The organism is Moraxella caviae (assembly GCF_002014985.1).
GTDB lineage: Bacteria > Pseudomonadota > Gammaproteobacteria > Pseudomonadales > Moraxellaceae > Moraxella > Moraxella caviae.
Genome location: NZ_MUXU01000015.1, coordinates 22,407 through 48,144 on the forward strand (window position 1 = coordinate 22,407; position 25,738 = coordinate 48,144).

25 protein-coding genes, 2 tRNA genes and 1 pseudogene are annotated in these 25,738 nt (G+C 49.2%); 6 read left to right on the top strand and 22 right to left on the bottom strand.

Annotation, left to right across the window (positions count from 1 at the left end; translation table 11 throughout):
• Window positions 1–68 precede the first annotated feature (68 nt).
• The 6 genes from rimP to B0181_RS01815 all read right to left on the bottom strand — a co-directional run bounded on the left by rimP (window position 69) and on the right by B0181_RS01815 (window position 2,513).
• Window positions 69–566 (bottom strand): ribosome maturation factor RimP, encoded by a 498-nt coding sequence (gene rimP / locus B0181_RS01790; protein WP_078275787.1) that lies wholly within the window; start codon window positions 564–566, stop codon window positions 69–71.
• A 238-nt stretch (window positions 567–804) separates the two neighbouring features.
• A tRNA-Met gene (locus B0181_RS01795) sits at window positions 805–881 on the bottom strand.
• A 123-nt stretch (window positions 882–1,004) separates the two neighbouring features.
• Window positions 1,005–1,089, bottom strand: a tRNA-Leu gene (locus tag B0181_RS01800).
• A gap of 49 nt (window positions 1,090–1,138) precedes the next feature.
• Window positions 1,139–1,438, bottom strand: a complete 300-nt coding sequence (secG, locus tag B0181_RS01805) for a preprotein translocase subunit SecG (RefSeq protein WP_078275808.1) — start codon at window positions 1,436–1,438, stop codon at window positions 1,139–1,141.
• Between the two features lie 19 nt (window positions 1,439–1,457).
• On the bottom strand, window positions 1,458–2,213 hold the full coding sequence (gene tpiA, locus B0181_RS01810; protein WP_078275788.1) for a triose-phosphate isomerase: 756 nt from the start codon (window positions 2,211–2,213) through the stop codon (window positions 1,458–1,460).
• Window positions 2,214–2,288: 75 nt separating this feature from the next.
• Window positions 2,289–2,513 carry a hypothetical protein gene (locus B0181_RS01815; protein ID WP_078275789.1) on the bottom strand — a complete coding sequence of 75 codons (225 nt, stop codon included), beginning with the start codon at window positions 2,511–2,513 and terminating at the stop codon, window positions 2,289–2,291.
• Window positions 2,514–2,570: 57 nt separating this feature from the next.
• Between B0181_RS01815 and B0181_RS01820 the strand changes: the two genes are divergently transcribed.
• From B0181_RS01820 to B0181_RS01830, 3 genes are all read left to right on the top strand, one after another.
• On the top strand, window positions 2,571–4,286 hold the full coding sequence (locus B0181_RS01820) for a GspE/PulE family protein (RefSeq protein WP_078275790.1): 1,716 nt from the start codon (window positions 2,571–2,573) through the stop codon (window positions 4,284–4,286).
• Window positions 4,287–4,405: 119 nt separating this feature from the next.
• Window positions 4,406–5,638, top strand: a complete 1,233-nt coding sequence (locus tag B0181_RS01825) for a type II secretion system F family protein (RefSeq protein ID WP_078275791.1) — start codon at window positions 4,406–4,408, stop codon at window positions 5,636–5,638.
• Window positions 5,639–5,712: 74 nt separating this feature from the next.
• Window positions 5,713–6,582, top strand: coding sequence for an A24 family peptidase (locus tag B0181_RS01830; RefSeq protein WP_078275792.1), 870 nt, complete (start codon window positions 5,713–5,715; stop codon window positions 6,580–6,582).
• Between the two features lie 69 nt (window positions 6,583–6,651).
• Here B0181_RS01830 and coaE read toward each other — a convergent pair whose 3' ends face one another.
• The 3 genes and pseudogenes from coaE to recG form a co-directional block, all read right to left on the bottom strand.
• Window positions 6,652–7,281 (bottom strand): dephospho-CoA kinase, encoded by a 630-nt coding sequence (gene coaE, locus B0181_RS01835; RefSeq protein WP_078275793.1) that lies wholly within the window; start codon window positions 7,279–7,281, stop codon window positions 6,652–6,654.
• A 102-nt stretch (window positions 7,282–7,383) separates the two neighbouring features.
• Window positions 7,384–7,941 (bottom strand): annotated as a pseudogene (locus B0181_RS01840) (DUF924 family protein).
• Window positions 7,942–8,043: 102 nt separating this feature from the next.
• The gene (recG, locus tag B0181_RS01845; RefSeq protein WP_078275809.1) at window positions 8,044–10,155 is read right to left on the bottom strand and encodes an ATP-dependent DNA helicase RecG; all 2,112 of its coding nucleotides are present in this window, start codon (window positions 10,153–10,155) and stop codon (window positions 8,044–8,046) included.
• A 216-nt stretch (window positions 10,156–10,371) separates the two neighbouring features.
• On the opposite strand from recG, the gene B0181_RS01850 reads away from it, so the two are divergent.
• A complete protein-coding gene (locus B0181_RS01850; protein WP_245953237.1) occupies window positions 10,372–11,508 on the top strand; it encodes a patatin-like phospholipase family protein in 1,137 nt (378 codons plus the stop codon).
• Window positions 11,509–11,880: 372 nt separating this feature from the next.
• On the opposite strand, the gene paeA is transcribed toward B0181_RS01850, so the two are convergent.
• From paeA to ubiG, 6 genes are all read right to left on the bottom strand, one after another.
• The gene (paeA, locus tag B0181_RS01855) at window positions 11,881–13,227 is read right to left on the bottom strand and encodes a polyamine export protein PaeA (RefSeq protein WP_078275794.1); all 1,347 of its coding nucleotides are present in this window, start codon (window positions 13,225–13,227) and stop codon (window positions 11,881–11,883) included.
• 178 nt (window positions 13,228–13,405) lie between these two features.
• Window positions 13,406–14,185 carry a YciK family oxidoreductase gene (locus B0181_RS01860; RefSeq protein ID WP_078275795.1) on the bottom strand — a complete coding sequence of 260 codons (780 nt, stop codon included), beginning with the start codon at window positions 14,183–14,185 and terminating at the stop codon, window positions 13,406–13,408.
• Window positions 14,186–14,249: 64 nt separating this feature from the next.
• Entirely contained in the window at window positions 14,250–14,951 is a 702-nt protein-coding gene (locus B0181_RS01865) for an HAD family hydrolase (protein ID WP_078275796.1), read from the bottom strand.
• Window positions 14,952–15,050: 99 nt separating this feature from the next.
• Complete coding sequence (locus B0181_RS01870; RefSeq protein ID WP_078275797.1) at window positions 15,051–15,374, bottom strand: PIN domain-containing protein; 324 nt, start codon at window positions 15,372–15,374, stop codon at window positions 15,051–15,053.
• A 100-nt stretch (window positions 15,375–15,474) separates the two neighbouring features.
• On the bottom strand, window positions 15,475–15,804 hold the full coding sequence (locus B0181_RS01875) for a hypothetical protein (RefSeq protein WP_078275798.1): 330 nt from the start codon (window positions 15,802–15,804) through the stop codon (window positions 15,475–15,477).
• Between the two features lie 71 nt (window positions 15,805–15,875).
• Complete coding sequence (gene ubiG / locus B0181_RS01880) at window positions 15,876–16,625, bottom strand: bifunctional 2-polyprenyl-6-hydroxyphenol methylase/3-demethylubiquinol 3-O-methyltransferase UbiG (protein ID WP_078275799.1); 750 nt, start codon at window positions 16,623–16,625, stop codon at window positions 15,876–15,878.
• Between the two features lie 621 nt (window positions 16,626–17,246).
• Here ubiG and B0181_RS01890 point away from each other — a divergent pair.
• Window positions 17,247–17,867 (top strand): thiol:disulfide interchange protein DsbA/DsbL, encoded by a 621-nt coding sequence (locus tag B0181_RS01890; protein WP_078275801.1) that lies wholly within the window; start codon window positions 17,247–17,249, stop codon window positions 17,865–17,867.
• Window positions 17,868–18,049: 182 nt separating this feature from the next.
• Here the strand turns inward: B0181_RS01890 and yjgA are convergent, their stop codons facing one another.
• The 7 genes from yjgA to B0181_RS01925 form a co-directional block, all read right to left on the bottom strand.
• Entirely contained in the window at window positions 18,050–18,559 is a 510-nt protein-coding gene (gene yjgA / locus B0181_RS01895; RefSeq protein WP_078275802.1) for a ribosome biogenesis factor YjgA, read from the bottom strand.
• Between the two features lie 220 nt (window positions 18,560–18,779).
• Window positions 18,780–19,658: an RNase adapter RapZ gene (rapZ, locus tag B0181_RS01900; protein WP_078275803.1), complete on the bottom strand. Its 879-nt coding sequence runs from the start codon at window positions 19,656–19,658 to the stop codon at window positions 18,780–18,782.
• Between the two features lie 69 nt (window positions 19,659–19,727).
• Window positions 19,728–20,588, bottom strand: a complete 861-nt coding sequence (panC, locus tag B0181_RS01905; RefSeq protein ID WP_078275804.1) for a pantoate--beta-alanine ligase — start codon at window positions 20,586–20,588, stop codon at window positions 19,728–19,730.
• 116 nt (window positions 20,589–20,704) lie between these two features.
• Window positions 20,705–21,532 carry a 3-methyl-2-oxobutanoate hydroxymethyltransferase gene (gene panB, locus B0181_RS01910; RefSeq protein WP_078275805.1) on the bottom strand — a complete coding sequence of 276 codons (828 nt, stop codon included), beginning with the start codon at window positions 21,530–21,532 and terminating at the stop codon, window positions 20,705–20,707.
• 186 nt (window positions 21,533–21,718) lie between these two features.
• Window positions 21,719–22,231, bottom strand: coding sequence for a 2-amino-4-hydroxy-6-hydroxymethyldihydropteridine diphosphokinase (folK, locus tag B0181_RS01915; RefSeq protein ID WP_242620148.1), 513 nt, complete (start codon window positions 22,229–22,231; stop codon window positions 21,719–21,721).
• On the bottom strand, window positions 22,228–24,264 hold the full coding sequence (gene pcnB, locus B0181_RS01920; RefSeq protein WP_371829207.1) for a polynucleotide adenylyltransferase PcnB: 2,037 nt from the start codon (window positions 24,262–24,264) through the stop codon (window positions 22,228–22,230). The genes folK and pcnB overlap by 4 nt, the downstream gene beginning before the upstream one ends.
• Before the next feature lie 473 nt (window positions 24,265–24,737).
• Complete coding sequence (locus tag B0181_RS01925; RefSeq protein WP_207384376.1) at window positions 24,738–25,160, bottom strand: ComEA family DNA-binding protein; 423 nt, start codon at window positions 25,158–25,160, stop codon at window positions 24,738–24,740.
• A 183-nt stretch (window positions 25,161–25,343) separates the two neighbouring features.
• Here B0181_RS01925 and B0181_RS01930 point away from each other — a divergent pair.
• On the top strand, window positions 25,344–25,738 hold a 395-nt coding region (locus B0181_RS01930; protein ID WP_143821563.1), incomplete at its 3' end, for an IS1595 family transposase.

Here is a 25,738-nt window from a genome sequence, read left to right on the forward strand (position 1 = left end):
TGAATGCAGCATTCAATGATGAACATTTTACCGATTTGAATGAACAAATCAGCCAAACGATGGGCAAATTAATCAGTATAAACCAAATTTGCCTTGTCCACATTATTAAATTCAATGTCAAACACTTGTGCATCGTCTGTGGTAACGCTCATCGTGGTGTCAGTGGCAGCACTCAAGCGTCCCGTTACCTTGCGGCGCTTGGCATCACCTGTGCCGATGGCGTGAATCAGGCGCAAACTCACCACTTCACCAATAAACTGCGCCACCTGCTCTGGGCTGAATAATGGACGATCAAAGCCCGGCGATGACACTTCTAAAATGTACTCGCCTGCAATCGGATCATGCACGTCCAGCACGCCAGAAACCTGATGATTCACCGCAGTGCAATCTTCAATGGTGATATGCTCGCCTGCCGCTTTGGCGTCTGGCAGCACTTCAATATAAATGCGCAGCAACGATTTGCGACCTTGCGGCATAAACTCAATGCCCCACAGCTCAACGCCACACGCGCGCACCGCAGGCGCAATCAATTCGGTGAGTTCTGCAATTTTGCTTGATGGTTTCATGTCAGTTATAAACTTCCTAACTTTCTTCCTAAACTTAGCGAGCGTATCGCTTTGCTGATTGCTTCATTGTATCACATCGCCACGCCAAATCGGTAAACGACAAATACAAAAAAGCCCACAAAAAATAGCGGGCTTTATGTCAAAATCAGCCTGTATTCATCACTGGCATTAGCCAATCATGAAACCTTACAACCCAAGCCATCATACGACAACTAAGCATGGTAAGGATTTTAAAAAGTGGTAGCGGGGGCTGGATTTGAACCAACGACCTTCGGGTTATGAGCCCGACGAGCTACCAGACTGCTCCACCCCGCATCAATTTAGGCGCTCATTATAGCAAAAATTGCCGCATTGTCAAGTGAAATTTTAAAAAATTTGGTAAACTTCATCAAATCAGACAATGCACGCCACTGCCATAATGACTGCAATGCTAAAATTTGGTGCGATCGGAGGGACTTGAACCCTCACGCCGTGAAGCACTACCCCCTCAAGATAGCGTGTCTACCAATTCCACCACGATCGCAAATTAGGCGGCTATTCTAGCAATAAAGCGTGTAAATAGCAAGCCTTTATTACTCAGCAGGTGCTGGCGCTGGTGCGCTGGCAGCAGCCGGCACATCAAGGCGCAGCTGATCGGCGGCTTGGCGCTGAGCATACCAACCAAGCGCAAGACTGGTGATAAAAAAGATGGTTGCCAAGATGGCGGTGGCGCGTGTCAAGAAGTTGGCTGAACCTGCCGCACCAAATACCGTACCAGCTGCGCCAGAACCAAAAGAAGCACCTGCATCTGCGCCCTTGCCATGCTGGATTAAAATCAAACCCACCATCGCAATCGCCGCAATGATATGAATCGCCAAAACAAAAGTAAACATAGTTAAAATCTCACTAAAATCAAGCAAACGCCGCCGCAATGCGTGCAAAACTGTCTGCTTTCAAGGACGCACCGCCCACCAGCACGCCATCAATCAAAGGCGATTTGACAAAGGTTTCGGCATTGGTGTCGTTCACGCTGCCACCGTACAAAATCGGTGAAAATACTTGCATGGCAGCCAGCGTCTCGCTGATAAAGCGATGCACCGCTTCCACTTCTGCAAATGTCGGGGTTAGACCCGTGCCAATCGCCCACACAGGTTCATAAGCAATCAAAAGTTTTGGCAATGCGCCATCAGTATCCGCTGTGATTTGACTGGCAAAATCCGCCACCACTTGTAGCTGCGCTGCCAGCACATCTAGGGTTTTGCCTGCTTGATATTCGTCTTTGGTCTCGCCAATGCAAAACACCACCGACAAGCCACTGGCAAAGGCGTGCGTGATTTTTTGTGCCAGCACTGCATCGCTTTCGCCATGATACGCACGGCGCTCTGAATGTCCCACAATCACAAATTGTGCGCCTGCATCAGCAAGCTGTGCGCCTGACACATCGCCAGTGAATGCGCCTGTCTGTGTGCTTTTGTGGGCGATGTCCTGCGCACCCAGCCAAATGCCAGCACTCAAGGCGGCTTTTGCGGCACTTAAATGCACAAAACTTGGTGCAACGCCCACTTGACAACGCCCCGTACCAGCCGTCAACGCACTTGCCAAAGCCTGCACATCGCCAAGCGTGGCGGGGTTTAATTTCCAGTTGCCAATGACATAAGAAGCCTTCATCGCCAAATTCCTTGAGTTTGCCAATAAATGAATACCGTGCCAAGTCAAGCGTCAAGCACAGCAAAATAAGTCTTATCAAAAAATCATAAACGCTCCATTATAGCAAATTTTTAGCGTCTCGCCAAATTCTTTCAATCTTTGACGAAGGCGTTTTAAAAATTTTAAGCGCACATAAATGCGTAAAAATTCGCCTACCGCTTGGCTTGCGACTTTACCGATAATTTCGCCAACAGCTTTGCCGATGATTTTACCAACAAAAATCCTTTGCAATTTGCCAAAAAATTTGTGATGATAAAACACGATTTTATAAGCATTTCAAGTTAAAAACGCTTAACCTTAAAAAGTTAGGGATAATTTATGTCTGTCAAAGGATTTGAACACACCGCTCACCCTACGCACTTGGGCGCAGCGCAGTTTGACAAACTTGCCACGCTGCTGCACGCCGCCAATCTTTTGGACGAAAGCACGCTCACCCAAGCTGTCGCCACTGCCGCTATGCACGACGTGCCGCTTATTGCTTATGTGGTGGCAAAAAACCTTGTGCCGTCAGCCACCATCACCGCTTTACTTGCCAAGACTTTGGGCGAATCGGTGGTGGATTTGGACGAAATCAGCCTTACCAGCCTGCCAAAAACCGCCATTGAGCCACGCCTGCTTGCCAAACATCATGTGCTGGTGCTGGCGGACAAAGGCACGCACCTTGTCATCGCCACCAGCGACCCCACGCGCCAAGAAATGCTCAAAGAACTGCGCTTTCATGCAGGCAAGCACATCACGCCTGCGCTCGTTGATGAAAGTCAGCTCGCCAAGGCACTGGGCAAGCTGTTTTTGGGTGCGCAGTACGACCTTGCCGCCTTGCCAGACAGTCAGCACACCGATGCGCCAGACGATGACATCACACTGGATGCACCCACGGTGAAATTTGTCAATCAAATTTTGCTGGACGCTTTGGGGCTTGGTGCGTCCGACATTCACGTTGAGCCATTTGAAGAGCGGCTGCGCATTCGGGTGCGCATTGATGGCGTCATGCGTCCGCTTGCCACGCCGCCCAAGCACTCAGGCGCCGCCATCGCCACACGCCTAAAAGTGATGGCGCAGCTGGACACTGCCGAACGCAGAAAACCCCAAGACGGCAGACTCAGCTTCACCTTGCCCACTGGCAAAATCATGCACTTTCGTGTCAGCACCACGCCCACGGTTTTTGGTGAGAAAATCGTGCTGCGCGCGCTGGACGGTACGCAGTCTTTGATGGGCGTGGAAATGCTTGGCATGAGTAAATCGCAGCAAGAAATGTTTGTATCCGCCCTACAAAAACCCCAAGGCATGATTCTTATCACAGGCCCGACAGGCTCTGGCAAGACGGTGTCGCTTTACACGGCTTTATCCTTGCTAAACCATGACGCCATCAACATTCAGACGGTGGAAGACCCTGTGGAAGTGCATTTGGACGGCATCAATCAAGTGAACATCAATCCGAAAATTGGGCTGGATTTTGCCGATGTGCTGCGCAGTTTTTTGCGCCAAGACCCTGATGTCATCATGGTGGGCGAAATCCGTGACACCACGACTGCCGACATCGCCATCAAAGCTGCACAAACGGGGCATTTGGTACTGTCCACGCTGCACACCAACCGTGCCTGCGATGCCATCACACGCCTGCAAAACATGGGCATAGCAACGTTTAACATCGCAAGCTCACTAAGCCTTGTCATCGCCCAAAGACTGCTTAGAAAACTCTGTAATCACTGCAAAACACCCATCAGCGTACCTGATGCACGCCTAAATGAGCTGGGCTTTAGCGCTGATGACATTCGCCGTGCCACCATCTTTGCGCCTACTGGCTGCCACCGCTGCCACCGCTGCCAAGACGGCTATCAAGGGCGTGTGGGCGTGTACGAATTTTTACCGATTGATGCACCGATGAGCGAGCGAATTTTGGCAGGCGCAAGCGGCAACGAACTCCACCAAGCCATGCAAAATCAAGGGCTAATGTCGCTGCACGCTGCCGCCATTGATAAAGTTTGCCAAGGCATGACCAGCCTGCAAGAGCTGCACCGTGTCAGTACATTGTGATGGCAAAATTGATGAGATAAACGAATTAAGATGTGGTTTTCTTGTCACAAAAGATTTTTAATTTGGCGCACTTTTTTAAATAGCAATCTAAATAACCAAACCTTCGCTCCACCAAAACCATGAAAGCACCAAACCCCACGTCTAAGACCTTTCGTTATCAGGCGATTGACCGCACAGGCAAGCTCGTCAAAGGCGAAATTGACGCAGCGACGCTTGAGCTTGCTCGCCTAAACTTGCAAAAACAAGGGCTCAGCAGGCTCATCGTGCGCCAAAAACGCACAAAACTAGCGCGGCTTGTACGCAGCAAACACAGCCAAGAAACCACACTGTTTTTTCGTAAACTCACCACGCTTTTGGGCGCAGGCATCACGCTCACGCACGCCCTTGGCATCATTCGCCAAACCACGGACGACACACGCTTTCAAGCCGTCATTGACGCCATCAAAGCCGACATCGAATCAGGGCAAACCTTTGCCGACAGCTTAGCTCGCCACCCTGCCAAATTCTCCAAACTCACCATAGCGCTCGTCAACGCAGGCGAAACGTCTGGCACGCTGGACGAAATGCTTGCACGCATCAGCGACTATGGCGAAAAAAGCGCGCGCCTGACCCAAAAAATCCGCCAAGCCGTGCGCTATCCTGCCATCGTGCTATTTACCGCTGTGGTGGTTACGGTAATTTTGCTTGCCAAAGTCGTGCCGATTTTTAGTGAAATGTTTGCCACCATGGGCGAAAGTTTACCGCTGCCCACGCGTCTTGTGATGGCGCTTTCAGAATTTGTCATCGCTTATGGGGCGTGGCTTTTGGCGGTGGTGATTGGCGGTTTTGCGCTGTGGACGGCGGGCAGGCGGCACGCAGAATTTCGCACACGCCAAGACGGCTGGCTTTTGCGTGCGCCCATCATCGGCAAGCTGGTTTTACACGCCATCAACGCACGTTTTGCTCGCACTTTGGCAACCACTTTTGGCGCAGGCATCACGCTCGTACCCGCCATCATCAGCGCAGGCAAAAGCGCGGACAATGCCGTCTTTGAGCGTGCCGCAAGCCAAATCGCCACCGACATTCAAGCAGGCAGCCGCCTACACACCGCCATGCAAAAAGCCAACGACAGCCTAGGCAGGACGGTGTTTTTGCCGATGACCATGCACATGGTACACGTTGGCGAAGAATCTGGCAGACTGCAAGAAATGCTAGAAAAAGCCGCCGAATACCAAGAACAGCAAGTGGACGATGCCAGCGAACATTTGACAAGTTTGATTGAACCTGTGATGATTGTCGTGCTGGGTCTACTGGTGGGCGGTTTGGTGGTGGCGATGTATTTGCCGATTTTTAGCTTGGGGCAAGCGGTGTAAGACCTAAACTTAATGCAAAATTCTTGCGGTATTTGGCTTGGTTTATGATGAATTTATGATGGCGATAAATTTTTATGATGATAATCAATCACTTACAAATGCTTGATACGCACTGGCAACTGTGCGCCACAACACTGCTTGGGCTGTGGGTTGGCAGGTTTTTAACTCGGCTGATTTATCGCACACCGCTCATCATGCAGCACGAATGGCAACAAGACGTGGCTGAATTTCTCGCCCACAGCACAGATTCGCACGCCCAAAATCATACGCAGCCTGCGTTTGCGCCATTGACGCTGGCTCGCCATAATCACTGCACGCATTGCCACGCCAAACTTCGCTTTATCCAAACCTTGCCCATCATCAGTTTTTTATGCCAACGTGGACGCTGTCGGCAATGTCATGCGCCCATCGGCTTGATTTATCCCACCACTGAGCTTGCCACAGCTTTACTAAGCGTGCTTGTCATTTGGCATTTTGGTGTCAGCGTGCAGGGCGTGGCTGGGCTTGTGTTTGTGTGGTTTTTGGTGCTGCTGTCTGGGATTGATTGGCGTGTGCAGCTTTTGCCCGACCGCTACGTTGCGCCGCTTGGCATGATGGGGCTTTTGCTGAATGCCGAAGGGGTTTTTACCACGCCTGCACTTGCCATTTTTGGGGCGGTGGCAGGATTTGTTAGCCTGTGGGCGATTGCTTTTATGTATCGTGTGCTGCGCCACCAAGACGGCATGGGGCTTGGCGATGCCAAACTTTTGGCGGCGCTGGGTGCGTGGCTTGGCGTGCAGTCGCTGCCGCTGATTGTGCTGATTGCGGCAATGGGCGGTGTGGCGGCTGGGCTGATGCAGCGGCGAATGAAAAGCGCTTTTGCTTTTGGGCCTTATTTGGCGGCAGGTGGTGTGGCGGTGCTGCTGTGGGGCGATGTAGTGTGGCGTTGGTATTTGGGTGTGTAAAAAGATTACCGTGCGGTGAAGCTTGAAAGCTTTCCAACCTGATTTTTGGTCAAATTCCCAGTCCAATTCTCAACCAAGCCGCGCCTTTGCCAACGCCAAATAGCGCTCGTGCAAAGGCTGTAAAGCAGCGTACAACTGCGCCAAGCTGCCTTCATTATCCACCACATCGTCCGCCACCGCCAAGCGTTCTTGGGGCGTGGCTTGCTTATCAATGATGGCGCAAATCGCCTGCACGCTTTGCCCATCACGGCGGCTGGCACGCTCAATTTGCGTTTGGCGGCTGACGTTCACCACCAAAATTCTATCGCACAGCTCGGCAAGATTGGGCGATTTTGCCATACCTTCCACCAAAAGCGGCACGGATAAAATCCGATACACGGACGTAGAAGCGGCAAGCTGCGCCATGATTTCATCACGGATTGCAGGGTGCGTCAGTGCGTTTAGGCGCGCGATGGCGTGCGGATTGGCAACGATGTGCGCGCGCATGGCGGCACGGTCGTACTCGCCTTGCGCTGTCAGCACCCAATCGCCAAATTCAGCACGAATGCTGGCTAATAGCGCACTGCCTTTTTTGATGATGGTGCGTGAGATGACATCAGCGTCAATCACGTCAATGCCTTGGCTGGCAAACCAATCGGTTACGGCGGTTTTGCCGCTGCCGATTCCGCCTGTTACGCCAATGGTGAGTGGGTGTGTCATATCAAGTTTTGCCTAAATTTCGCTCAATTTCGCCAAGTTTTGTTCAAATTGCCGCTCAAGTTTCGCTCAAAGTTTAGCGCAAATCAACGTACGCTTGGCAAATCAAAACGCAGAATTTGGCTGCTGCAAAAAGGCGATTTCTTCTGCGGTGGATTCACGCCCCAAAATCGCATTGCGGTGCGGATAACACCCAAAGCGGTCAATGATTGCCTTATGGCGCACTTTAAACCCACAAGTGGGCGCATCGCCAATTTTATCAAAAATTACTGCCGCCTGCTCATGAATGATGGCAGATTCTGAGTGTATGAACGGCATAGCGGTGAAAATTTGCGCCTGCGTGGGCAAATTGGCAAATTCTGGCGCTTTGATGGCTTCTTGCACCAAAACCAAAGCAATGCCATCATGGGCAAATGCCGCTGGCGAATCACGGTACGCATTGCGTGTGAACTGACCCAAAAGCAAAATTTGCGCCAATCCGCCAAAGCTGCACGACTACCACGCCCACAGCTCGCCTGTCGCCGCCTGCGCAATCAATGGCGCAAAACGCTCACGGATTGTGCCGTCAAATTCATCAGATTTGGCAAACCAATTTGGCTTTATGCTGCCCACAAACCAAAATTGTAAAATCTCATCGGCTTTTTCGTGGTGAGTGTAGGTCATGTTGTTTTCTTTTTTGGGTGTGTGGGCGATTTTATAATCAAAATCTGCTGATGGCAAGCTCAATCACGCAGCGGCAAAACGATACACGGCGATACACTTGGGCTAAGCATTCACATACTCTTTCGCATCAGGCAGCCAAGTGCTGACGATTTGGTGCGCCAAATCTTGGCGTGCGCTGTCTTCTATCAACTGATGAGCAATGCGCTCTGCCGCCACCAAAAGCGTCTCATCACGCACAATGTCCGCCAGATAATAGCCCATATCGCCCGTTTGCCGCTTGCCCAAAAGCTCGCCTGCACCACGCAGCTCCAAATCTTTTTGGGCAATGACAAAGCCGTCCGTGCTATCACGCAGCACATTGAGCCGCTCGATGCCCGTGGGCGATAATGGCGTTTGGTATAAAAGCACACAAAACGACTTTGCCGAACCACGCCCCACACGCCCACGCAGCTGATGCAGCTGTGATAATCCCAGCCGCTCAGCGTTTTCAATCACCATCAAAGACGCATTCGGCACGTCCACGCCCACTTCAATAACGGTCGTCGCCACCAAAAGGTCAATCTCGCCTGCTTTAAATTGCGCCATCGTTTCTTGTTTTTGCGCAGCTTTCATTTTGCCATGCACAAGCCCAATGCGAATGTCCAGCCGCTCGCACAAATCTTCATACAAAAGCTCAGCCGACTGCGCATCCAGCACGCTGGATTCTTCCACCAAAGGACACACCCAGTAGGCTTGCTTGCCCGCTTTACAATTTGCCGAAATGCGCTCAATGACTTCATCACGGCGATCACGATTGATGGTAACTGTGGTGATGGGCGTGCGATTGGGCGGCAGCTCGTCAATCACTGACACGTCCATATCGCCATACATACTCATCGCCAGCGTGCGTGGAATGGGCGTGGCGGTCATGGCAAGCTGGTGCGGCGTAGAATTTGCCACGCCTTTATTGGTCAAGGCAAGCCGCTGCTCCACACCAAAGCGGTGCTGCTCATCAATAATCACCAGTCCCAGCTTGGCAAACGCCACTTCATCTTGAAATAAAGCGTGCGTCCCCACGACAATCTGCACGTCATTATTGGCAATGGCAGCCAGCATTTCTCGGCGCTCTTTGCTGCCTTGCTTGCCAAGCAGCCTGCCAATGCCCACACCCAAAGGCGCAAACCATTTCTCAAAATTCGCACCGTGCTGCTCTGCCAAAATCTCGGTCGGCGCCATGATTGCCACTTGCCAGCCGCTGTCAATCGCACGGCAAGCGGTCAGTGCCGCCACCAGCGTCTTGCCTGCGCCCACATCGCCTTGAATCAGCCGCAGCATGGGGCGAGATGTCGCCATGTCCGCCACCGCTTCGTCAATCACTCGTTTTTGGGCATTCGTCAGCCCAAATGGCAAGCCTGCTATGAGCTTATCGGCAAGTTCACTGTCCGTCTGGCAGCGTGGCGCTTTGTATTGATAGACGTTTTTACGGCGGTATAAAAAACTCAGCTGATGCGCCACCAGCTCTTCAATGATGATGCGCTGACACGCAGGGTGCGTGCGCTCTTTTAAGCCTTGCAGCAGTGCGGTTTGGGTGAAAATATCCGCCTGACTATCAGGCAAATGAATCTGAATGAGCGCACCCAACAAATCTGCGCCTGTATCCGCCACGCCTGCCGCTTGTAAATCGGCTGGGCTTAGGCAGTACAAGCCCTTTGGCTTGATGGCGGCGATGGCAAGGCGCACCAGTTGGCGCAGCTTATTTTGGTGTAAGCCCTTGGTCGCAGGATAAATCGGCAACAAACCAGACTCAAATTGCTTGGTGCCTGTGATGTGAAATTCTGGGTGCGCCATTTGCACGCCGTAGCGGCTGATTTTAATCTCGCCAAAAGCCGTGATGTTCGCACCGATTTGCATGGTGTTTTTTAGCCCTGCATACGCCTTAAAAAAGCGCAAAACCAGCGTGCCTGTGTCGTCTTCCAGCGCCACGCTTAGCCCAGTGCGATTATTCTCAACGTGCGTTACCACGCCAGACACCAGCACGCTTGCGCCATGGCTGACATCACGAATATCCACACGGCGGCTGCGGTCTTCGTAATCACGTGGTAAGTGCATGAGCAAATCAAACACCCGATGAATGCCAATATCCGCAAGCCTGCCAGCCAGCGCACCGCCCACGCCAGACAGCGCAGTGATGGGGAGATTGGCAGGGTGAATGAATCGAGAAGCGGTCTTGGTCATGGCGTTTGGGTTTTTAAATTTTAGCTTTAAAATTTGGGCTTTCAAATGAGTTTGCTGGCTTTTGTCAGCTTGGCGGCGGGTTTAATTTTGACAAGTCTAAACAAATCCTGCGAAAAACGGCACTTGGTTACAATTTGTGGTGGTTTATACACAAAATTTTCTTTACAATGGTGTGATTTTACAACCATTTCCCCCAATTTTAAAGAAAAGATTGCCATGAATACCGCCTTTTTTGTCAATGCACGCCCCATCACCGCCAAAGTTTATTACGCTTTGATGGGCGTTTTTGCACTCATCGCCACGCTATTTATCAGCGGCTGCGCCAGTACGCCTGCTGCGCCTGCCGCCAGCGTTTCTGCCGACAAACCCACCGTTGCGCTCGTGCTGGGCGGTGGTGGCGCGCGCGGTTTTGCGCACATTGGCGTGATTGACGCATTAGAAAGCAGCGGCATTCGCCCTGATATGGTTGTTGGCACCAGCGCGGGGGCGATGGTCGGTGCGCTGTATGCGTCTGGCAAATCACCCAAAGAACTTAGCAAACTGGCGCAGTCTTTCAACCAAAACGACGTCATCGTCATCAAACCCAGCCAAGACGGCTTGCTTGATGGCGATAAAATCCGTGAATTTATCAATGCCAACGTGAACAATCAGCCGATTGAAAAACTGCCCATGCGCTTTGTCGCTGTGGCAACCGACAGCCGCACCAAAACCGCCGCCACTTTCCGCCAAGGCGACACAGGCTTTGCAGTGCAGGCGTCATCAAGCCTGCCAAAGCTGTTTGCGCCTGTCAGCATCAATGGCGTGCGCTATGTGGACGGCGGTCAAAGCGCCCTTGTGCCAGCGCGTGTTGCTCGCTCGCTTGGTGCGGATGTCGTGATTTCGGTGGATTTGATGGGATATGCGCCTGCCAAAAATGCGTCCACACCCAGCGTGGAAATTGAGCGCAACGATAAAGGCGTGAAATTGGCGTGGGGCAAGGATACGCTTGAGCTGCCGATTAACCTTGATGGGCTGAACAAGCAAATGAAAGATTTGCCCATCAGTATCAATGTGGAAAAATTGCTGTCTTTCATTCCTAAAAAGGCAAGCATTCCGCTGCCGCAAGGCGCACCAGAAAATCTGCCAACCAGCAAGCAAGACATCGCCAAATTCATCAATCTTGCCAATATCGGTACCAACGCCAAAACCAATCCTGCCGACCTTGCCGCAAGTGATGTGGTGATTGCGCCTGATTTGTCGGCATTTTTGGTGTTTGACACAGGCGAGCGCACCGCTTTGATGGACGCAGGTCGCAATGCTGCCAATGCTGCCCTACCGCAAATCAAATCCGCCATCAAAGAACACCGCAAATAATGCACACCATGTTCCACATGAAACCTAAAACGCACCGATGATGGTGCGTTTTTTATGGGTTTGGCAAAACAAAAACCCAACATGATTTTAATCTCACTTTAAAATGTTGGGTTATGCTTTCGCTAACCCAACTTACAGCCATTCCATCAATTTATCCACACATTAAATTAAAGAACGATTTGTAAGCTGGGTTGATTGGAACGAAAACCCAATAAATTCAAGAGGTTATTTTAAAAAATGTTGGGTTGCACTTTGCTAACCTACGAATGCCGCCACCGACCAACCACAATCTAACCCACGTTCCACATGAAACCCACCAAATCCACCCAAGATAAAACCCCAAAACTTATCGTCTTGGGGTTTGTTATCGCCTTACATCCAATCACGCTCAACTTCATCGTCAGGCTTGACGCTCTTATCAACGCTTGGCGCATCAAGGCGGGTAACGAGTAATTGGTCAATTTTATAATGGTCAATGTCCACCACTTCAAATTTATACCCTTCATGTTCCACCCAGTCGGCAGGACGCGGAATCTTACGCAAGCGATACATAATAAAGCCCGCCAGCGTTTCATAATTGTCCCAATCAGGAAAATCTTGAATGTCCAGCGCGTGCTTCACATCGTCAATCGGCGTGATACCATCAATCAGCCAAGAACGCTCATCACGGCGGATAATTTGCAAATCTTCGGCTTCTGGCACAACCCAATCGCCCATCACCGTCATCATAATATCCGACAGCGTAATCAGCCCCACCACGAGCGCATATTCGTTAATCACCACCGCAATTTTTTCTTTGCTGGCACGAAAACGGTCAAGCAGCTCAGACAAAGTCAGCGTGTCAGGGATAATCAGCACGTTGCGAATGCTGGATTCATTAAGCTGAATGAACGACTGATTATTCATCACACGCACCAAAATATCCTTGGTGTCCACATAGCCGATGACTTGGTCAATATGCTCATCGCACACCAAAAACTTAGAATACGGATAATCGGCAATCTTTTGACGAATGGATTCTTCGGATTCTTGCAAGGTGAAAAACACCACATCATCACGCGTGGTCATGGACGATGGCACGGTGCGCTCTTCTAGCTCAAACACATTTTCAATGAAATGATGCTCTTGCTGCTGCAGCACGCCCGCTTGTGCGCCTGCATCCACGATGGCAGAAATGTCATCAAAAGTGATGCTGTCTTCACGCACGGTGTTGATTTTAAAAATGCGAAAGGTGAGATTGGCAATGGCATTGATAAACCACGCCAAAGGCTTGACGAGCTTAATCACCAGCAGCATCGGATTGATGACCGCCAGCGCCACTTTTTCAGGGTTAATCATCGCCACACGCTTAGGAATCAAGTCAGCGTATAAGATGAACAGCAGCGTTACCACCACAAATGACGTGAAAAAGGCGATGTTATCAAGCCATGCACCCTGATAAAACTGCCCAACAAATGCCGCCACATAAGGACGAATCGCCCCTTCACCGACCGAGCCGCCCAAGATGGCAACGGCATTAAGCCCGATTTGTGATGTGGCAAAAAAATCCGCCGAATGTTCTTGTAAATGCAGGATTTTATCTGCACGCGCATCGCCAGATTCGGATAAAAGTTTGAGTTTGATTTTGCGCGCGCCTGCCAAGGCGATTTCGGAAATCGAGAAAAAACTGGATACCAAAATCAAAATCAGGATTAAAAAAAGATGTTGAGCAAGTTCCACGGTAAGTATTTGGTTGTCAAAGATGTGGCTAGTTTAGCAAGGTGTGCGCCCAAAATTCAAGATGACGAATGTAAAAACTGTCTACAAAACGTTAAAAAGCGCCCAAAATCCAGCCAAAAAGGCGATTTTAAGCGCATAGCGTATCCGCTTAAATTGCTTTGGTTTATTATTTCAATTTTTATTTCGGCTGGCAAGCAATCACCTGCCCTTTTACGCCGCTGGCAGCGTCCGTCATCAAATACACATACGCCGCCATGATGTCTTCAGGTGTCTTTAAAGTATTTGGGTCTTCGCCGGGGAAAGCGTGCGCGCGCATATTGGTGCGTGTCGCTCCGGGGTTGATGGCGTTAAAGCGCAGGGCGGTGTGATTTTGGGTTTCTTGGGTGAACAGCTCGCACATACCTTCGGTGGCTTGCTTGGACAGCGCATACGCACCCCAAAATGCGCGCGGCTTGGCAACGCCACTGCTGGTAAACACCACCGAACCGCTAGGCGCAGCCATCAGCAGCGGAAACAGCGCCTGTGTCAGCATAAAAACGGACGTGGTGTTAATACGCATCACCTGCTCAAAGGTAATGGGATCGTACATCTCAAGCGGTGTCAATGCGCCTAGAATACTGGCATTGTGTAGCACGCCATCCAGTCGCCCAAATTCACGCTCAATCAGGCGCGCGGTCTCGTTCATCTGCGCAAACGTTACTTTTTCCAAATCCATCGGTAAAATCGCAGGCGTTGGCAAGCCTTGCGCTTCAATCTCATCGTACACTTCTTCTAGTTTGCTTTGCGTGCGCCCAAGCAAAAGTACCGTTGCGCCAAGTTTGGCATAAGTCAGCGCCGCCACACGCCCAATGCCTGCGCCTGCGCCCGTTACCAAGATAATCTTATCTTTTAGGCAGTCAGCGGCAGGCGAAAAAGCGCGAATCTGCTCATGCAAAGCGTGGTCTTGAGAGGTGGTCATGGTGCGTCCTGTGTTATAAAAATTATGGCTTTTGTTTAATAAGTAATTGAAAATTAAGCAGTTTTTACGAAAGCTGCGTCAAAACAAACTGCGCAAGCTCATCTGGCGTATCTATCACCACATCCGCTTGCCAGCCATCAAGCGTGGCGTGATCGTCTTTGGAAAGATAGCCAAATTTTGCCACCACAGTCGTCATGCCTGCTGCGTTGCCCGCTTGAATGTCGCGAATGTGGTCGCCCACATAAATGGCGGTTTGCGGCGCAATGCCAAGCTGCTGGCACGCCAAAAACAGCGGCTCTGGGTCTGGCTTGGTATTTGCCACATCATCAGGGCATACCAGCACCGCACAGTGCTCGGCAAGTGGCTTGCCGCCCAAGGAAATCTTGGCAAGCAGCTGCTCGGCAAGATAGCGTGGCTTATTGGTTACAATGCCCCACGCCACGCCCTTTTTCTCAAGCGCAAGCAACAGCGAATCCAACCCTGCAAACACACGGCTGTCCACGCAAATGTCCGCTTCGTACAAGTCTAAAAATTCTTGGCGATAAGCAAGCAATTTTTCATCATTAAAATCGCTGTCCGCACCAAACATCAAGCGCACCATCGCCCGCGCGCCTGCCGACACCTGCTCACGAATGGCGGCATCGCTTGGGCAAGCATGGTCGTAATTTTGGCACATTTGCTTGATGATACGAATAAAATCAGGCGCTGTGTCAATCAGCGTACCGTCCAAATCAAACAGCACGGCTTTTGTTGTGGTTGTTGTCATATTTCTTTCATTTGCGTTTATTTATGTTTTGGCTTACACTTAATTCAAGCCCAATCACTTCATCTACATTCAACTCAAACTGTGCGCAAACCTACAATCCTACTCACTCTCAAGCAGCCAAGTGTTTAGACCTAATCGTTCAAGTTTTTGACAGGCTTTTTTATCAAAACTTACAAAAACTTGACCGCCCGCCAAATTGCCCGCATAGGCATTGATCATATCTGCAAAATCACCGCCAATTTTCAACATTTGCAAGCCTTTTGCAATTTCATCTTGCTGAATTACCAAATTATCAACACCAAAAATAAAATCCGACAAAAGGTCATATAAGTCCTGTTTGGCAATTTTATAAGCGTATGATAACACCCATACCGTTTCTACAAAAACAGATGTTGGTATGATGATTTTATCAGCATTTTGCAAAACTTGTACAGCGAGCTGTTGTTGTCCTTACCCATCGTCATCAACAAACAAACGCACCAAAACGTTCGTATCAACCGTCACACTTGTCATGAACGCCCCTTCACAATCCCTGCTTACTACCTTGTTCTGCCGATTGCGTAATTGCCAAATTTAATTCTTGTATGGTTAAACGAACATCGGTTTTTGTGCGCAATGCACCCGCAAAATCACCAATGCGTTTTTTCTTTTTTGCGCCATCTGGCTTATTTTGCGCCAAATCTCGCTCTTTTTGCCATGCCAAGAAATCTGCAAATACCGCTTGATCCACACAATAAAATAGCGACTTACTGTCATTGGTAATGAGTACAGGTGATTTTTTCACCGCTTCAGCAATCATCATCGGACTGGCATTTAGGGCTTGTATGGCGGTCGGATTGGTGATAGATAGCATAACCTTCTCCTTGTTATTGGTTGCGGCTTGCAAATTTACCGTCAATGATTAAACTTGGCTTGACTTAAAACTCACTCAGGCTTTACAAACGCCATCATGTAGTTTACGTCCACGTTGCGATTGGATAGCCAAAAACGCTTGGTGATTGGCTGATAATGCAGTCCTGTCATGTCAAAGCGGCTAAATCCTGCGCCCACCGCCATGCTGTCAAGCTCCGCTGGCGTGATGAATTTGTGCCAATCGTGCGTGCCTTTATCCACCAAACGCAGCACATATTCTGCGCCCACGATGGCAAAAAGATACGATTTTGGGTTGCGGTTGATGGTAGAAAGCACGCACACGCCGCCGGGCTTAAGCAAATCAAAGCACGCCTGCACAATCGGCGCAGGGTCAGGAACGTGCTCAAGCATTTCCATGCACGTTACCACATCGTATTGTCCTTTTTGCTCGGCAGCCAGCGTCTCCACAGGCACGCAGCGAAATTTGAGCGTGTCTGCCATGCCTGTTTTGGCGGCGTGAATGCTTGCCGCTTGCAAGTTTTCTTCGCCCAAATCCACGCCCAGCACATCCGCGCCACGCACCGCCATAGAATGCGCCAAAATACCGCCGCCGCAGCCCACATCAAGCACACGCTTACCCATCAAAGGCGTGCCAAGGTGCGCCACCACTTGATCTTCAATCCAATTTAAACGCAAAGGATTGATGTCATGCAGCGATTTAAATGCGCCATTTTTATCCCACCATTCGTCTGCCAAGCGGGTAAATTTGCCAATTTCGTCATAGTCGGCATTGGTTGGGGGCGTGTAAGTTTGGGTTTGCATATCAATCTCGCTGGGCGATTTGCCCGTGTTTTGTCAAGTTTTAACAACGATGAAAAAATTAGAATAACAATTAGTTTTTAAAATGCGCCTAAAACACACCTTTTGGTTTTACTTTTAGTTTTAAAAGACGCACGCCGTTCATTTGCTGAACTTTTAAAAATCAGCGTCCATCTTATCATTTTTTAAGAGTTTTCGCCACGTTTCGCCCATGATTTTGGCGTGTTTTGAGCAAGTTTTTGCACCGCTGAAATTGTAAATCCGCTTTGGCTTTGGCTTGGTTTAAAATTTGGCAAATTTCACTTTACAATTTTATCCACAATCTGCCCAAACGCCAAAACGCACCAAAAGGCGAATTTTGCCCAATTTTTAAGCATCAGCAGGGCAAATCTTGCACCATTTTTAGCAATCAGCAAGAAAAGCAACCGTTTTACAACGGAAATTTAAGAATAATTTGCCACAATCGCCCAAAAATGCGCTAAACTATACACATTTACATCTTGCGCACAAAACTTATGCACAAATTTTGTGTATAACTTTGTGCATAACAAGAACAAACCACTCAACCGAAACATTCACCCTCAGGCGTACGCCAAAGGCTGCGCACATTCAAAGGATATCCGCATGAAATACGCACTGAAAATCACCGCTCTTGCTGCCGCTGTCGGCTTGGCAACTTTGGCAAACGCTGCCGATTTCGTTGAAGGCAAAGACTACACCGTCTCGCCAAACCCTGAAAATATCGCAGGCGATGTCATTGTGGTGCGTGAATTTTTTTGGTACGGCTGCCCGCACTGCTACGCGCTAGAGCCGCACATGCAAAAATGGGCGAAAACGCGCGCCAAAGACGTGGCATTTTTCCAAACGCCTGCCGCCATGAACCCAATGTGGGAAGTGGGCGCGCGCGGTTTTTATGCCGCACAGCAGCTTGGCGCACAGCACAAAACCCACCAAGCCCTATTTGACACCATTCACAAAGAGCGCAACCGCGTAGAACAATCACAAACCACGCTGGCGGATTGGTACGCCACCCAAGGCATGGACAAGGCGAAATTCAACAACTTCTACAACTCATTCGCCGTTTCTACCAAGATTGAACGCTCAAAACAAAACGCCATTCGCCATCGCTTAACTGGCGTGCCTGCAGTGGTGGTACACGGCAAATACATCGTAACTGGTGAAGATGAAAAAGTGCCACAAGTGGTTGATTTTCTTGTAAATAAAGTTCGTGATGAGAAAAAATAATCTCACCACAGCACTCATCAAAAGACCGCTCATCGTAGCGGTCTTTTTTTGGCTTAATTTATCGCTTTTGTGTTTTTTATTTTGGGCTTTTTGCTTTAGATTTTTAGCGGCATTTAAGACAAATGCTCAGCTCAATATTTTAGAAAAACTTATCAATCAGCCAAGCGTTTGCCGTACAGTTTTCACACCTGTGATAAAATCGCCACTTCTTTGACATAGCTTTCAAAATCCGCCACGCTCTCTGCCAACAGCTCATCATCGTTTTGGAATTTGGCGTATTCAATCCACAAAAGCAGCTGATAAATACTGTTAAATTCGCTGGCTTTAAATTGCTTGACGAATTGCTTGAGCGTGCTTTCGTCCTGCAAGCTAAGACGTGTGCGCCATGCGTCAATCTTGGCGATTTGCTCAGGCGTGAAAGTACATTCAAACAGTGCCTGCGTCAAAGTATGACGATCTTCTTCTACGATTAACTTGCCGATACGCTTGATTTGGCGGTTCTTTGCGGCGGCAGCGTTAATCTCGGATAAATGTTTTAATTCGTCCAAAAAAAACTCACTCACAGGCAGATTGGCGAGCTTTTTTTTGGATAAATTTGCCAATGGCGTGGCAAGCGCCTGCAAACGTTCGTGGGCTTTTTTAATCTCGGTACGCGACACGCGCATATCCATTTTTGACCAATCAATATTCATGGTTGTGCTTTCTTATGTTTAGGTTTTATTAGGTTTTGGGTTGAAATTTTACACGAGTTTGGAGCGTGTTTTTTACGTTTATAAAATCTGATTTGGCAAATTTACACCCGATAATCTTGCCAATCATCACTACTGTCATCATTTTTGCAAATGTCATTTTTACAATAAATTATTTAGAAAATCTATATAATATATCGTAAAACACACCGCAATGGCGTCATCACCAATAGCGTTTTTCACGGTGCTTGACGACAATCGGCATATTGGCAGGCAAATCAAGCAATTTGGCGACTTTTTCTGTTACATAGACTGAGCGGTGCTTGCCGCCTGTGCAGCCGATGGTTACGGTGATGGAGTAGCGGTTGTTGTACAAAAAGTTTGGCAGCCAGTCGTTCAAAAAGCGTGCGATGTCTTCTGCCATGGCGTCCACTTCAGGATATTGGGCGAAAAATTCTCGTACCGCTGCGTCATTGCCCGTCTGCGCGCGCAAATCTTCACGCCAATGCGGATTGGGCAAAATGCGCACGTCAAACACAAAATCTGCGTCAATCGGCGTGCCATATTTAAAGCCGAACGACAGCAAATTCACCCGAACCATGCCGTCTACGCCCAGATGGTCAGCGACTTTTTCTTTGAGTTCATGGATATTTAAAGTGCTGGTGTCAATCTTGATGTCAGCACGCGTGGCAATCGGCTCAAGCAGCGCAATCTCGCTGTGAATGGCGTTCGGCAAGTTGTTTTTGGTCGCCATCAACGGATGAACACGTCTGGTCGCCCCAAAGCGTGCCACCAGAACGCCTTCTTGGGCGGTAACGTACAAAATCTTGATGGCATCTGCGCCATAAGTCGCCACGAGACTGTCGTAAATGACAGGAAAATTCGTCAAGTCCGCCTTGGGCGCACGCGCATCCACGCCCAACGCAATTTTATGGATATTTTCTGCCGTCAATTTCGCCACTGCGTCCACCACCAGCGACAACGGCAAATTATCAATCGCATAATAAGCAAAATCTTCTAGGATATTCAGCACGGACGTTTTGCCCGAGCCAGAACGCCCTGAAACGATGATGATTTGCGGTGTGGTTTGCGTATCTGTCATAAACGCCCTTTTATTGATATTATGAAATTGATGTCTAAAATGGATAAATTTTACCGTAAAATCAAAGACTTATAGAAAAACTTCCACATTATCCAAAAGTCTTGCCTTGCCCAAAAAACTTGCCGTCAAAATCACCAAATGCTTATCTTCTGGCGCAGGGTTTTCCAGATTATTATTTAAAATTTCTAAATAATCCACTTGAAAACCTGATTCGTTGATTTGTGTGATGGCGGCTTGTTTTAATGCTGCTAAACGCTCGGCGGATAACGCTTTGCCAGTAAATTCTGCCGCCACATCTTTTGCCAGCGCATTCAGCACACGGTTTAGCACAGGGGCGATTTTACGCTCATCAGCGCTCAAATAGCCATTGCGAGACGACAGCGCCAAGCCATCATCGGCACGCACAATCTCACCGCCAATGATGTCAATACCAAAGTTTAGCTCATCATTGAGCCTGCGAATAATGGCAAGCTGCTGATAGTCTTTTTTACCAAACACCGCCACATCAGGGCGCACGATGTTAAACAGTTTACTCACCACCAAACCCACGCCATCAAAGTGCGTGGGGCGGGTTTTGGCGCACAAAATCTTGGCAATATCGCCAGACAGCACCTGCACCGAAGTCGGCAATTTTGGATACATTTCACTCACCGATGGCGCAAAAACGATGTCCGCCACACCGTCCAAAGCCGCCACGTCTGCATCCAGCGTGCGCGGATAACTTTCAAAATCTTCGCCCACACCAAACTGGGTCGGATTGACAAAAATGCTCACCACCACGACATCGCTGTTTTGTTTTGCCAAGTGCGCCAGCGACAAATGCCCTGCGTGCAAATTGCCCATGGTCGGCACAAGTCCGATGCACGCACCGTTTTGACGCTTGGCGTTTAAAGCGGTTTGTAACTCATGAATGGTGGTAAAAATTTGCATAAACTACTTTTTTCCTTTTAAGTTTTTCTTAATAATTTACCAAAAACTTTATCCCAAATGCTTAAAATTTCTATCCGTATTTTGCACATTATTTATGACAATTTCACGAACACTTATTAGAAACTATGCGCTTCGCTTGGGAAAGTTTTGTCTTTTACCGCTCTGTGATACGCAGCGAATGTCCCTATGATGTCGTGCGTTTCGTTGGCAGTGTCGGTAAGAAAATTATGCACAAATTTGGCAGGTTTTCTGGTGTAAACGCCCAGCATGTCGTGCATGACCAGCACTTGACCGTCCGTGTCCACGCCTGCGCCAATGCCGATGACAGGCACAGGCACGCTGGCGGTGATTTTCTTGGCAAGCGTGGCTGGCACACACTCCAAAAGCAGCATTGCCGCACCTGCCGCCACCAGCGTCTGACAATCGGCAAAAAGTTTTTCGGCAGCTTCTGCGGTTTTGCCCTGCACTTTATAGCCGCCAAACACATTGACCAGCTGCGGCGTCAGCCCCAAATGCGCACAGACTGGCACGCCTGCCTTGCCCAGCACGCCAATCAGCTCGGCAAGCTCACTACCGCCCTCCACCTTCACCACGTTCGCCCCTGCCTGCATGAGTGTGCGTGCGCCATCAATGCCGTCTTGGACGCTGGCGTAGCTCAAAAACGGCATATCCGCCAAAATCAGCGCATTAGGATTGCTGCGTTTGATGGCGGCGGTGTGATAAGCGATGTCGGCAACCGTTACAGGCAATGTGCTGTCGTGTCCTTGCACCACCATGCCTAGGCTGTCGCCCACCAAAATACTCTCAATGCCCGCCTGCTTCATGGCGTGCGCAAAACTTGCGTCATAGCACGTCAAGCACGAAAATTTCTCGCCTGCCGCTTTGTATTTGGCAAGCGTGGCAAGTGTGATGGGCGGGTTGTCAGCGTTGGTGGCGTAGGTCATGGCGATTCCTTATGGCACGACTTAGGTTGGTTTTGGGTGGTTCAATCAAAATGGTTAAACCAAGCTCATTTCAGTTTGATTTTGGCTTGATTTTGGGTAATATTATTAAGTTTTTCTTTATAATTAGATTTTGAAATTTATTTTGGCTTATCAGCGAAAACTTGCGCTTATCAAGCCGTTTTATCGTCAATCAGCAGTGTTTGGCAGCTTGATAAGTCCTGTCATGTCTTTGGCAAGTGACACATCTTTTAATGCCAAATCATCAACAATCAAATGCTCATCAAGCTCAAAAAGCGGCACCAGCACGAAATTACGCTGCCACATAAAAGCGTGCGGCACAACCAAGCGCTCGCTGTCAATCGTCTGATTGCCATACAGCAAAATATCCACGTCCAGACTGCGCTCGCCCCAATGTCTTAGGCGCACACGCCCTGCGTTTTGCTCAAGCGACTGACAAAAATCCAGCAATGCCAGCGGTGCCAAATTCGTCTGCGCTGCCAGCACCGCATTCACAAAATCCGGCTGGTCAGTTACGCCAAAGGGCTTGGACGAATACAAAGACGACAGGCGCACTTGGCGAAAATTCTCGTGCTGCGCCAAAGCGTTTGCCGCCGCCAAGATATGGCTTTTTGGATCGCCCAGCTCATTGGCGATGTTGCCGCCCAGTCCCAAATAAATCTGCACCCAATCCGCCATCATTCACCTTCGTCTGCTTTTGGTTTGGCGTTGGATTTGCGGCTGCGGCGTTTTTTGGGCTTGGCAGGCTCACTTTCTGGAGCAGCTTCGTTTACATTCGCCTGCGCAGATTGCTTGGCAGTCTTAGTACGGCGTGGTTTTTGGGTGGTTTTGGCTTTAGTTGTCAAAGCATCATCAAGCCCAACATCGCTCATCACATCGGCTGGCTTATCGGTTTTATCAGCCGCTTTGCCAGCCAAATCATCAACCAAATTATCAGCCGATTTCACGGGCTTTTTACGGCGGCGTGGTTTTTTTGGCGCACTTTCAAGTGTATCGCCAGACGTATTTTTAGGTGCATTACCAAGCACGCCTTGCTCGCCTGCCACACTTTGCTCATCGGCAATGCCTTGCGCGGCTAAAAGTTCACGCTCTTTGATGGACAGCGCAGATGATGGCGCGCGCTTACGATAACGCTGGCTTGGAATGTACGGCTCATCATTATTAAGCAAAGCTAAAAAATCATCTTCGGTATAAGCCACTGGCTCAAACACTGGCACAGGCACGGCACGCTTTCTTGGTGTGAGTGCATCGTCTTTTTTGTGGCGTTTTTTAGGCGCAGCAGCGTCGCTTTCGCTCATTTGTGGCAGCAGCTCGTCCACGCCTTCCACCACAAATAGCGGTTTTGGCGTATTGTCAGGCACGTCAGGGCGCATGGAAAGCTGCTGCAGCTGGTGCAGCTCATCGCTCGCATTCATACCACGCTTGCGGCGGCGCTTCATGCCCACCACGCCTTCACCGCTGGCAAAATCTTCGATCATCTGCGCACGCTGAGCGCTGCTGGCGTCTTGATAAGCCTGCCACCATGCCGCCATTTGATTGGTCGGCTCGGCAAGCGCGCAGTCATCATAACGCTCACGCAACGCCAAAAAGTCAAACGCCGCGCGGAATTTCGGGCTTTTTTCCAGATTGGCGATGTCTCGCACGCGTGGGTTGGCAAGTTTTGGTTGCATGAGCCAAATTTGCGCAATGAAATCTTCAGTAAACTTAGGAATGGCGGTCTTGGCACGCTGCGCTTCCACGACTTTTGCCGCCGCCTTGGCTTGCGCTTCGTGAAATGGCAAGCCACGCTTTTTAAACTTGGCAAGCTGGTGCAGATAATTTTCCCACAAAAGCACCGCATAAAAAAACGCAGGATTGACCGTCTTGCCGTCATTGATGCGCTTGTCTGAATTGATGGCAACTTGCGTCATCAAGGCGGTTGGTGCTTTTGGCGGATACGCCATCAAACTTGTCATCGCCCCATAATCAAACAACAGCGACAATAAAGGCGCAAGATAGCCGCCAGAGAACATTTTTTGTGTCTCATCGTAAAGACGGTGTGCAGACACCTGCTCCAAAAGCGCCCAATTTTGCGCATGAAATTGCTTATGCAATGCCTTATCAAAATCAAAGCCCAATTTCGCCTTAAAACGCAGCGCACGCAAAAGGCGCACAGGGTCTTCTTCGATGCGCACCGCCGCATTGCCCAACAGGCGCAAACGCCGCTGCTGCACATCGTCAAGCGCCCCACAAAAATCCAGCACTTCGCCCGTCAAAGGCTGATAATACAAGGCATTGATGGAAAAATCACGACGTGCAAAGTCTTCTTCAATCGTCCCCCACACGTTGTCGCGCGTAATCATGCCTTCGTCTGTGGTGTGCGTGTCGTCCTTAGGCGGCGCGCGAAATGTCGCCACTTCAATCATCTCACGCCCAGAATAGACGTGCGCCAACTGAAAACGTCGTCCGATGATGCGACAACGCCCGCCAAACACCGCCTTGACTTCGTGCGGACGTGCTGCCGTTACCGCGTCAAAATCCTTTGGCGCAAGTCCAAGCAAGCTATCACGCACGCCACCGCCCACGATGTATGCTTCAAATCGTGCCTTTTGTAGCGTGCCAATCACTTCCACAATGCTGTGCGGCAATGCCGATTTGACAAGTCCCAGCGCACGCGCGTCATGCACCACAGGCGTGATGGTTTGTTTTTTTGATTTCGCTGGCTTACGAGCCATGCCGATCTCCGATTATTGACAAACGCTTGCCAAGTCTTACCCGGCAGTTTGCCTTAAAACTGTCTACATTTTTACGGTTTCACACTTTGCTAAAACAAGCAAAAGCCAGACCGTTTTATGTGAAAATCTGTCAGGTCTTGGTTGTTGGCAGGTTGGTTTTAATTACCCAACTTTAAATCGCTCCGCTGCTAATCGCTTGGTTTTTCATTATCTGGCTTTAACCACTCACCTTTTCACGGCGATTTAATGCAATCACTTACCAAGCACAGACCTTTAAATTAAACTTACTATTTTAACCGCTATTGCCCAAAAAAGCGACATCACACCAAGGTTTTCTGGGCAATTTTTCATAAATTTGTGTCATCTGGGCAAAATTTACGCAAACTTTGTGCAAGTTTTGCGCCAAATTCACCAAATTTTTCACCCATTGACAGCCGATTGACGCCAAGCAAGCACCAAATCGGCACACAACATCAATCCAGCACCGCAAGTCTGGCACGATTTTTCTCAAGTGTCGCCTTGCCCACGCCACGCACTTTCATCAAATCTTCAATGCGTGCAAACTCGCCAAACATCTCACGATACAGCACGATTTCTTCGGCGGTTTTTACGCCCACGCCTTGCAGGGTGGCAAATTGCGCAGCGGTGGCGGTGTTGATGTTAATGCGTGCCGCCACTTTTTGCGCCTGCACACGCTCAGCAATCATCGCTTCGTACGCCAGCACAGGGTCGGCATAGCACTGCGCCGCTTGCGCTGTCATCGCCACACCGCCCAAACTCAGCGCAAAACCAGCCACCAAAACTCTGCGCACCAAATCATTCGCCACGCCAAAACTTTGCGTCCGCCTTGTGGCAGCACGGCACATTTGCCAATCCATCGTCCTTGATATGCGCATGACATTCTCACAAAACTACGGCTAAAAACACAGCTAAAAAACACGCCAAATTGATTATAATTTCTTAAATATAAAAATAATTTCTTCGCCAAAAATGCACAAGAAATTTAATTGCTTTTTGGCAAATTTTTTCTCAATAATTTTGGGGCTGTACTAGAATAACAACCATGTTATACTAGTTTTATGAAGATAACCCATTGTAAACTAAGTAAAAAAGTTCAAAAAAGACTACTTGAATTTTTTGTACTTGAAGTTACTGCCAGAAGTGCAGCTGATTTACTGGGCATTCACCCTAATTCAGCAGCCCTTTTCTACCACAAAATCCGCCTTGTGATAGAATATCACTTAGCTCTTGAAGCCAACACTGTTTTTGACGGTGAAGTAGAGCTTGATGAAAGTTACTTCGGCGGTATTCGTAAAGGCAAACGTGGTCGTGGTGCAGCTGGCAAGACTACTGTATTTGGTTTATTAAAACGCAATGATAAAGTTTACACTGTTGTTGTTAAAGATACTAAGACAAATACACTAATGCCAATTATCACAAGTAAAATCAAGCCTGATAGCATTGTCTACACAGA